The sequence below is a fragment of the uncultured Chitinophaga sp. genome (genome assembly GCF_937874145.1).
In the GTDB taxonomy this organism is placed as follows: domain Bacteria; phylum Bacteroidota; class Bacteroidia; order Chitinophagales; family Chitinophagaceae; genus Chitinophaga.
On record NZ_CALNBI010000326.1, the window covers coordinates 1 to 9,973 of the forward strand.

The following is a 9,973-nucleotide window of genomic DNA, read 5'->3' on the forward strand; positions in this document are numbered from 1 at the left end:
CCCATCTTCTCAGCTAAAGCAGCCTGTGTCATTTTTCGCTCATCTAATTCGGCTAAAACACGCAGTGCTACAGCGCCGGACATGCGTAACCATCCGGAATTTGCTTGTCTTTTTGTCGCGTTTTCCAGCCATTTGGATGGCTCAGGCGATACTAATTTGCTTAATTTTTCTTCCAGGGTCATGTTATTTGTGTTTAAAGTTGCTCGCTGATTTTATGTTGTTTCAGGAATGCAACGCACTTTTTGATTTTTGTTAGTTCGGCCATAAGTATTGGGCAATCCTGCATGGCCTTCGTCAGTTTAATCCCCCCGCCGGTAATCACATAACAGTTTGCTGCCAACCTGATCGCATAAATCCGAAGTTTTGGCCGCCAGATGCGGCGTGACCTGGATTTTGATTTGGTTTGCTGAAAAACATAAATTTTTGCATCACCTTTCCGCAAAGGCATGAAAAGGGATTGAAGTAATCCGTTCCGATAATGCGCTTTCAGCTCGTCTTCCATCAACTCCGCTTCGATTTTAATTTCCCATGCAGCCTCTTCGATAGATATGCCTACCCGAAACGCCTCCGCCAAAAGATCTTTCCGCTCCTGTAAATAGGACTTGACATATTCAATGTCACTCCAAAGGAAGAACAATCTGTCAAGTTCATCACAATGCTGGCCGTTATAATGAATAGCGTAGACTGCGTTCGTTTTCTCTCCAAAAATAGTAATAAGTTTCATTAAAATGCAATTTATAGGTTGACAAAAATGAAATTTGTCCAGGCGCTCCGGGTTGTCTCCAGATTACCATTGTTGACCTTGGTGCTTATTATTATTTGATGGGAGATATGAATGTGAGGACCGGCAAATTGCATAGCCGAATTCAGATAGGCTGCTAATAATTTGTTAATGGATTGATATAAATGTTGCATCCTCCGGCAGCGCGCTGCCGCTGAAGGGAGTGACACAACGGGGGATGGGGCAGCGGATCCGGCGCCGGCAAAAAAAGAAAAAGACGGTCAAACCGACCGTCTTTCCCTGGAAAAATATAGTAAAACCGCGGGCTTATGCGCTCACGGCTTTGTTTACGAGTGCTGCAGCTTCGCTGAGGAGGATGGCGGATTGAACTTTCAGGCCGCTTTCTTCAATGAGGGCTTTGGCTTCGGCAGCGTTGGTGCCCTGCAGGCGAACGATGATGGGGACTTCGATGTTGCCGATGGATTTGTATGCATCGATAACGCCTTGTGCCACACGGTCGCAGCGAACGATACCGCCGAAGATGTTGATGAGGATGGCTTTCACTTTCGGGTCCTTCAGGATGATGCGGAAGCCGGCTTCCACGGTCTGGGCGTTGGCGGTGCCGCCTACGTCCAGGAAGTTGGCGGGTTCGCCGCCGGAGAGCTTGATCATGTCCATGGTAGCCATGGCGAGGCCTGCGCCGTTCACCATACAGCCTACGTTACCGTCGAGTTTCACGAAGTTGAGGTTGTGTTTGCCTGCTTCCACTTCGGTGGGATCTTCTTCGGTGATGTCGCGGAGGGCAACGAGCTCGGGGTGGCGGATCAGGGCGTTGTCGTCCAGGTTCAGTTTGCAATCCACCGCGATGATTTTCTCGTCGCTGGTTTTGAAGAGGGGGTTGATTTCGAGCATAGCTGCATCGAGGCCAACGTATGCATTATACAGGTTGGTTACGAATTTCACCATGTTTTTGAAAGCTTCGCCGGAGAGGCCGAAGTTGAAGGCGATTTTGCGCGCCTGGAAGCCTTCGAGCTTGCCGCCGGGGTATACCCATTCTTTAAAGATCTTGTCGGGCGTGTTATGCGCAACTTCCTCGATGTCCATACCGCCTTCGGTGGAATACATGATCACGTTCTGGCCGGTGGCGCGGTCGAGGAGGATGGAGAGGTAGAATTCTTTAACGGGATTGGCGCCGGGATAGTAAACGTCCTGCGCTACCAATACTTTATTGACAACCTTGCCGGCTTCGCCGGTCTGGATCGTAACGAGGGTGCCACCGAGGATATTTCCGGCGATGGTTTTTACATCTTCCGCGTTTTTGCCCACGGCTACGCCGCGTTGTTCGGTTCCGCGTACTTTCCCTTTCCCGCGGCCTCCCGCATGGATTTGCGCCTTTACAACGGCGAACTCGTTTCCAAACTGCACCTTCAGTTGCTTGTAAGCCTCTGCGGCAGCTTCGGGCGTGTCAACCGGGATACCTTCCTGTACCGGTACATTGTATTTTTTCAGCAGTTCTTTAGCCTGGTACTCGTGTAAATTCATCGGAATACAAATTTGGCCGCTAATTTAGGCATTTTATGTTTTAATACGGGGATTTCTTTGGAGGGGGCGGATGATATGCAACGAAGAATTAACTTTGCCGGGCATAAAACCCGGATGGATATGCTGGAACAGATCAACGAATCGAAGGCTTACATACAGCAATTTGCCCCGGAGCGCCCCGTACTGGGCGTTATCCTGGGCAGCGGCCTGGGCAACCTGGCGGGGGAGATTACGGATAAGACCGAGATCCCCTACGACCAGATCCCCCACTTCCCGCCGGCAACGGTGGAAGGCCATTCGGGGCGGCTCATCCTCGGGAAGCTCGCCGGCAAACCCGTGGTAGCCATGGCGGGGAGGTACCATTATTATGAAGGGCTCTCTATGCAGCAGGTCACCTTCCCCGTCCGCGTGATGAAGGCCCTCGGCATTGAAACCCTCCTCATCTCCAACGCCGCCGGCGGCATGAACGCCCGTTTCCGGGTGGGCGACCTCATGATCATCACCGATCACATCAACCTCCAGCCCGAACATCCCCTCCGCGGGCCCAATAACAACGCCCTCGGCCCCCGGTTCCCCGATATGAGCGAACCTTACAGTAAAACCCTCATCGCCGCCGCCAAAAAAATCGCGGCAGGGAAGGGGATCCCGCTGCATGAAGGGGTGTACGTCGGCGTACAGGGCCCCACGTTCGAAACACGGGCGGAATATAAATTCATGCACATCATCGGCGGCGACGCCGTGGGCATGAGCACCGTTCCGGAAGTGATCGTGGCCATCCACAGCGGCCTCCGCGTGTTTGCCATGAGCGTGATCACCGACCTGGGCATCCGGGAAGAAGAAAACGTCATCACCCACGAAGAGGTACTGGCCGCCGCCAAAACGGCGGAACCGCATTTAACTTATATTTTCAGCGAATTGGCCCGGCAATTGTAGCATATGCCGGACCTTACACGAATCATCCCGATGAGGCAATTCTCGATCCTTTTCCTCCTGCTGGTTTGCACCGGCACCGCCCTCAAGGCACAATTCAATACCGGCCGCCTCCCAGGACGCGGCATGGGCAGCGGCGGCAACACCAGCATGCAGCGCGATACCACCAAGCACGACCATGAGCCCGATACGCTCACGCTCCGCTACAGGTTCCTCGACGAACCCACCGATTTCACCATCGACTCCACCATCGCCGACTTCTCGCTGAACTACCTCGGGTTCCCCTCTACCTACATGACACTCGGCAACAACGGCAACGCCGCCCGCAACCTCGTGTTCACACCCCGCATGGTGCCGGGTTTCGATCCCGGATTCCACGCCTACGACATATACGCCTTCAATCACCAGAACGCAAAATTCTATAATACCAACCGCCCCTTCTCCGAACTCTGGTACCTCATCGGCGCCAAACAGGAGCAGATGATCAACCTGCAGCACACGCAGAACCGGGGCGAGAAGTTTAATTTCTCCTTCCAGTACCGCAAAGTGAACAGCCCCGGCTTCTTCCAGAACCAGGCCACCAACCACGATACCTATAACGTGACGGCCAATTACAACAGCCAGGACAAGCGATACCACCTCTACCTCAGCTATTACCTCAATAAAATCAACGGCGGCGAAAACGGCGGCGTGATGGACCCGGCGGACCTTAACGACCCGGACAACAAAGACCGGCGCCTCGTGCCCGTGCGCCTTGGCGGCAACAACCCCAGCCTGGGAGGCCTCCTCAACACCAACATCCCCACCAAAAGCTACAACCAGGATGCGAGCATCCTCGTTCGCCAGCAATACGACTGGGGCCACGGCGATACGGTGCATGTGAACGATACGACCCAGTACTACAAATTCGACCCGGTGTTCCGTGTGGAGCATACCCTCACCTACACCGAAAACACCTACCGCTTCCAGGATGCGGCCCCGGACTCGCTGTACTACCGCCTGTTCTACGATCTCACCGTACCGCTGAACAACCCCGATACCCTGCGCACCCGCCACCGCTGGCGCGTGTTCAGCAACGACATTTCGCTGATGCAGTTCCCCATGCGCGGGAACCAGGCGCACTTCATCCGCGTGGGCGCGGCGTTCGAAATCATCAAAGGACAATTCCAGGCCAGCGAGCTGAAAGAGGAATCTTTCACCAACCTGCGCCTCCATGGCGAATACCGGAATAAAACCCGCAACCAGCGCTGGGACCTCCAGGCCAAAGGCGAATTGTACCCCATAGGCGAGAATGCCGGCGACTTCTCCGTTTACGGCCGCCTCAGCCGCTATCTCAACGAAACCCTCGGCAACGTGAGCCTCATGGCCAACAACGTCAACCGCGAACCGTCGTACGTGTACCGCTACTTCGGCACCCGCAACGGCAAAGAATGGCTCAACAATGACCTCAGCAAGGAAAACATCACGCAGGTACAGCTGCGGGCCGATAACAAAAAACTGAAATACAACCTTTCGGCCAACTATTACCTGTACACCAATTACACCTATTTCAAAAGCTTCACCGAAAGCGCTCAGAACAGCGGCGTGTTCAACCTCCTGCAGCTCGTGGCCTACAAGCGCTTCGACGTGAGAAGCTTCACTTTCGACGGCGACGTGGCCTTCCAGCAGCTGGCCGGCACCGCGCCCCTGCAGCTGCCCACCGTGTGGGCGCGCCTTCGCGTGGCGTACACCGCCAAGCTCTTCAAGAACCTGAACCTCTACACCGGCCTGGAAGGGAAATACAATACGCCGTACTATGCGGACGATTACTCCCCCGTCCTCGGCCAGTTCTTCTACCAGAACATGCAGCAGATCACCAACAAACCCGATGTGGCTGCTTTCATCCATTTCAGGATCAAATCGCTGTCGGCCTACGTCCGCGGCGAAAACCTGAACACACTGGTGTGGGACAACAACTATGTTTCCTCCCTGTACCCTGCCAATAACTTCGGTATCCGGGTGGGCCTGCGCTGGTGGTTCGTGAACTGATGGCCGGTTGCCGGAAAAAAGCGTAACTTTGTAATATGAAGAAATTCCTTACCATATGCATTGCACTGCTTTACACGCTGATTACCAGCGGGTTCAGTGTTAATGTGCATTATTGCATGGGGGAATTGGCTTCGGTGGGTTTACACGATACCCACGACGAAGGCTGCAATAAATGCGGCATGCCGGTGAAAGGGGATTGCTGCAAGGATGAAGCCCACTTCGTGAAATACGACGACTCCCACCAGGCCGCCAAAGCCGGGATGGGCCTTCCGGCTCCTTCGCCCGCCATTTTGATGGTGCTGCAACCTGACTGGCAGGCCGTAGCCGCCGTTTCGCCCACGTTTACCGTGTGGGCGCCCATCAACGCCCCGCCGCCAACGGGGATACCCCTTTACAAGCAATTTTGTCTCTTCCTGATTTGATACGGCGTCTTTAACCCAAGACACCGTTATTGAACTATTTAAGCATATTCAACCGGCCTCCGGGCCTCAAATCCAGGAAAAATGAAAACGATTCTCTTCGCGCTGGCGCTGACCGGCTTTACGTTCTCCGCATCCGCGCAACAATATAAAAAAGCTTCCCTCCAGGCCGCCGGCCTCACCTGCGCCATGTGCTCCAATGCCACGCAGAAAGCCCTCAAAACACTGTCTTTCGTCGATAAGATCGACACCGACCTCAACGCCACCACCTTCATCCTCCATTTCAAACCCGGCGCAAACGTCAATATCGACCAGATCCGCCAGAAAGTGGAAGGCGCCGGATTCTCGGTAGGGAAACTGGTGATGACGGCCGATTTCAACAACGTTAAAGTGGAGAACGACGCCCATATCCCCTTCGCCGGGCAAACCCTGCACTTCGTGAACGTGAAACCGCAGACCCTGAGCGGGCAAAAAGACGTGACCGTCATCGACCGCGACTTCCTGCCCTCCAAATCATTTAAAAAGTACAGCGCCCTTACCAAAATGAACTGCATCAACACCGGCTTCATGGAAGCCTGCTGCAGCCAGGAAAAGAAAGGCGCCGGCAACAGGGTTTATCACGTCACCATTTAACCGCCGCACATGCTGAAAAAATTAAGTATCCTCCTGGCGCTCGCCGGTGCAGGGCTGTCGGCGCAGGCACAGGAACTGTACGTCAGCACCGAGCCCGCCAGCAATATGCCCGCCAATTCGTTCGGCGTTCGGCTGACCAATAAATTCTATCCCCTCGACCACGACAATTACACCGGCTACCGCCTGCAGCCCGAACTGATGTTCGGCATCAGCAAAAAGCTCATGGTGCATGCCAGCGGCTTTTTCTCCAACGTGATGGAAAACCGCTTCAAAGCCGAAGGCGCGGGATTGTACGCCAAATACAGGTTCCTTTCCGTTGATGATGTAAAATCGCATTTCCGGATGGCCGCTTTCGCGAAGGGATCTATCATAAACAATCCCTACACACCGCCGATGGACGGCAACCACGACCACAACGCGCCCGCATTCAACAACCAGGACCTCGATCTCGACGGGATGACATCCGGCGTGAGCGCGGGTATCGTAGCCACGCAGCTGGTGCACAAACTGGCCGTGTCGGGCAGCCTGGCGTACGACCGGTATATGAACAACACGCAGCATAATCTGCCGTACGTGTCGCGCAGCGCGCTGAACTACACACTTTCGGCCGGTTACCTGCTGCTGCCGCGGAAGTACAAAAGCTACAAGCAAACGAACGTGAACCTGTACGTGGAATTCCTCGGCAAATCGAACCTGGATCAATACCGCAGCGGTTATTACGTAGACGTGGCGCCCGCGGTGCAGTTGATCATCAACAGCAATTCGCGGGTGGACCTGGGCTACCGTACACAGTTATTCGGCGATATGACCCGCATGGCCGACCAGAGTTTCCTCGTCCGCTATGAATACAATTTGTATAACATCTTCAAAAAATAGCATGAGCACGGTACTACATATCAAAAACATGGTTTGCCCGCGCTGCATTAAAATGGTGCGGTATGTGCTGGAACACGAAGGACAGGTTGTGCAGGATGTGACGCTGGGGAAAGCCGTTCTCGAAACCACACCCGATGCCGCCGCCTCCGCGCGCATCGCGAAAGCTTTGGAGGAAGAAGGGTTCCTGCTGCTGGACGACCGCAAGGCGCAAACGGTGGAAGCCATCAAGAATTTCGTCATCGAAACCGTGCATTACGGCGAGCTCGACGAAATGAACGAAAACTTCTCAACGCTCCTGTCGCAGAAGCTGCAAAAAGATTATCACCTGCTGAGCAAACTGTTCTCGGAAACGGAGAATTCCACGATCGAACAGTTCATCATCCAGCAGAAAATAGAAAGGGTGAAGGAATTGCTCGTGTATGGCGAACTCACGCTGAGCGAAATCGCCTGGAAGCTGGGATACAGCAGCGTGGCGCATCTTTCCGGCCAGTTCAAGAAAGTGACGGGCCTTACGCCCAGCCATTTCAAACAACTGAAGGAAGAGAAGCGCCGGCCGCTGGATAAAATCTGATCATCAGACCGCGTTGCTGAACAGCTGCGATTGCGGCACGTTCCGCCACAACCGGGCATCGAAAGCCATACATATGTTGCGTATGTATGGCTTTCCTTTTTCCGTCACCACCACTTTGCCGGGGTGCACTTCCACAAGGCCGTCGTGCTCCGGTTCCTGCAGGCGCTGGAGGCTTTCGGAGATCGTGTCGCAGTTGGCGTCGTGGCGGTCCCAACTGGTTTCGAAACGGCACATGAGGTTCAGGATGTGGTTGCGGAGCCGGAGGTCTTCTTTCGTAAGCATATGTCCGCGGGATACGGGGAGTTTCCCCTGGCGGACTTTTTCCTGGTAAGCGGAAAGGGATTTTTCATTTTGCGTGTATGCATTACCGGTGTCGCTGATCGCGGACACGCCCAGGCCGATCAGGAGGGAGGTGCGATGGTCGGTATAACCCATGAAATTTCGGTGCAGGCTGCCGTTGGCCGCTGCTTCGAACAGTTTGTCGTCGGGCAGGGCGAAGTGGTCCATGCCGATTTCTTTGTAGAAATAATTTTCGAGGATGGATTTTCCCAGTTCGTACAGCGCGCGCTTCTGGTCGCCGGTGGGCAGGTCTTTTTCACTGAAAAGCCTTTGCCCGTTGCCTTTGATCCAGGGCACGTGGGCGTAGCTGTAGAACGAAATGCGTTCGGGGAGCAGGTGCATGCACTTCGTGAAGGTGTTGCGGATGCTGTCGGGCGTTTGCAGGGGCAGGCCGTAGATGAGGTCGAAGTTGATGGAATCGTACCCGATCCGGCGCGCAATGTCTACACAATCACGGACATTCTCGAAAGGCTGGATGCGGTTGATGATGGTCTGCACGTTCAGGTCGAGGTCCTGGATGCCGAGGCTCATCCGGCGGAAGCCGAGGTCGTACAGCGCCTGCATATGCGCTTCGGTGGTGTTGTTGGGATGCCCTTCGAAGCTGTGTTCCGCGCCGGGCAGCACGTCGGCCGTGGCGAAGATGGCTTCCATGAGGCGGGTGAGGTTGGCGGGACTGAAGAAAGTAGGCGTGCCCCCGCCCAGGTGCACTTCGCGGATGCGCGGGCGTTCCGGGAAATGTTGCAAGTAAAGATCCCACTCTTCCAGGATGGTGTTGATGTAAGGGATCTCGTGGTCGTGGTTGACGGTGATGTATTTATTGCAGCCGCAGTAGGTGCAGAGCCGCTCGCAGAAAGGGAGGTGAATGTAGAGGCTGATACCGTCTTCATTATTCAGCGACGCGAAAGATGGCGCGAGCCCCTCCAGCCATTCGTGCTCATGGAATGCGCCGGTTTCCCAATACGGGACGGTCGGATAGCTCGTGTATCTCGGCGCGGCGACCTGGTATTTTTTCAACATGGTGGTAGTCATGACGCTCTATTTATGACAACATTTTTCAATCACTTTTTCCGCTTGTGTAGCATGCGGGTGCATTTCGGGGCTAACATATGGGATGCCGAGGTTCAGCCCCCGCAAGATCAGCAGCACGGCCATGAGGCCCATCACATAAGGCATGGCGCGGCGTACCGCCAGGCGCCCCTTCATTCCCAGGAGCTGGCTAAACCACGAAACGGCTGCCATGGCCGGCAAAGTGCCCGCGCCGAAAGCCCCCATAAACAAGGCTCCGCCCCACACGCTGCCAGCCGCTACCGCTCCCGCGATGGCCATATACACCATCCCGCAGGGAAGGAACCCATTCAGGAACCCGATGGCGTACAAAGTACCGGTGCTGCGGCGCGCCAGTAACATGCCCAGCGACCGTTGCACGAACCCAATCTTCATATTCGGCATCAGCTTGCCGAAGAGCACGGCGGCCAGCAGCAATACGCCCAGGCCCACCGATAATCCCTGCTGCCATCCGCCCAGGTAAAACTGCTGCCCGAGCCAGCCGAATGCCATGCCCAGCAACATGTACGTCGTAACCCTGCCGGCATTGTACAACAGGATGCCGCCCATCTTCCGCCAGCCGCTCAGGTGTTGCACCGGCAGTGTGAGGGCAATCGGCCCGCACATCCCGATGCAGTGGAAGCTGCCCAGGAAGCCCAGCCCGAGTCCGGAAAGGAGCCATGCGGCGGTGATGGCGGTGGTTATCATTGTACGTAGAATTGTGTTTCCTGGAAATAATCTTTACCGTTGTGCTGCCACTGGAATTTAATGCGGTAGGGGCCGCGGTCGAGCTGCGAACGGCTCACCAGCAACCGGCCGGCATCGTCCAGCTGCAGGGGCAGCGTAATGTCCCTCCGGGAATCCGACGGA

11 protein-coding genes are annotated in these 9,973 nt (G+C 55.1%); 6 read left to right on the forward strand and 5 right to left on the reverse strand.

From position 1 onward, the window contains the following. The 3 genes from Q0510_RS15735 to sucC all read right to left on the reverse strand — a co-directional run. The coding region (locus Q0510_RS15735) for a hypothetical protein (protein ID WP_298713796.1) at positions 1–182 on the reverse strand (182 nt) is incomplete at its 3' end. Between the two features lie 11 nt (positions 183–193). After that, entirely contained in the window at positions 194–724 is a 531-nt protein-coding gene (locus Q0510_RS15740) for a hypothetical protein (RefSeq protein WP_298713799.1), read from the reverse strand. A gap of 324 nt (positions 725–1,048) precedes the next feature. Further along, entirely contained in the window at positions 1,049–2,263 is a 1,215-nt protein-coding gene (sucC, locus tag Q0510_RS15745) for an ADP-forming succinate--CoA ligase subunit beta (RefSeq protein ID WP_298713802.1), read from the reverse strand. Between the two features lie 120 nt (positions 2,264–2,383). On the opposite strand from sucC, the gene Q0510_RS15750 reads away from it, so the two are divergent. The 6 genes from Q0510_RS15750 (at position 2,384) to Q0510_RS15775 (ending at position 7,720) form a co-directional block, all read left to right on the forward strand. After that, positions 2,384–3,196 carry a purine-nucleoside phosphorylase gene (locus tag Q0510_RS15750; protein ID WP_298713805.1) on the forward strand — a complete coding sequence of 271 codons (813 nt, stop codon included), beginning with the start codon at positions 2,384–2,386 and terminating at the stop codon, positions 3,194–3,196. A 30-nt stretch (positions 3,197–3,226) separates the two neighbouring features. Continuing rightward, positions 3,227–5,221, forward strand: a complete 1,995-nt coding sequence (locus Q0510_RS15755) for a putative porin (RefSeq protein ID WP_298713807.1) — start codon at positions 3,227–3,229, stop codon at positions 5,219–5,221. A 35-nt stretch (positions 5,222–5,256) separates the two neighbouring features. Continuing rightward, entirely contained in the window at positions 5,257–5,643 is a 387-nt protein-coding gene (locus tag Q0510_RS15760; RefSeq protein ID WP_298713810.1) for a hypothetical protein, read from the forward strand. An 81-nt stretch (positions 5,644–5,724) separates the two neighbouring features. Further along, positions 5,725–6,273, forward strand: coding sequence for a heavy metal-associated domain-containing protein (locus tag Q0510_RS15765; RefSeq protein ID WP_298713813.1), 549 nt, complete (start codon positions 5,725–5,727; stop codon positions 6,271–6,273). 9 nt (positions 6,274–6,282) lie between these two features. After that, positions 6,283–7,149, forward strand: a complete 867-nt coding sequence (locus Q0510_RS15770) for a hypothetical protein (protein ID WP_298713816.1) — start codon at positions 6,283–6,285, stop codon at positions 7,147–7,149. 1 nt (position 7,150) lies between these two features. Next, positions 7,151–7,720 (forward strand): AraC family transcriptional regulator, encoded by a 570-nt coding sequence (locus Q0510_RS15775; protein WP_298713819.1) that lies wholly within the window; start codon positions 7,151–7,153, stop codon positions 7,718–7,720. Between the two features lie 3 nt (positions 7,721–7,723). Here Q0510_RS15775 and hemN read toward each other — a convergent pair whose 3' ends face one another. Next, the gene (gene hemN / locus Q0510_RS15780; protein ID WP_298713821.1) at positions 7,724–9,088 is read right to left on the reverse strand and encodes an oxygen-independent coproporphyrinogen III oxidase; all 1,365 of its coding nucleotides are present in this window, start codon (positions 9,086–9,088) and stop codon (positions 7,724–7,726) included. A 6-nt stretch (positions 9,089–9,094) separates the two neighbouring features. Then, positions 9,095–9,811, reverse strand: coding sequence for a sulfite exporter TauE/SafE family protein (locus tag Q0510_RS15785; protein ID WP_298713823.1), 717 nt, complete (start codon positions 9,809–9,811; stop codon positions 9,095–9,097). Between the last annotated feature and the right edge of the window lie 162 nt (positions 9,812–9,973).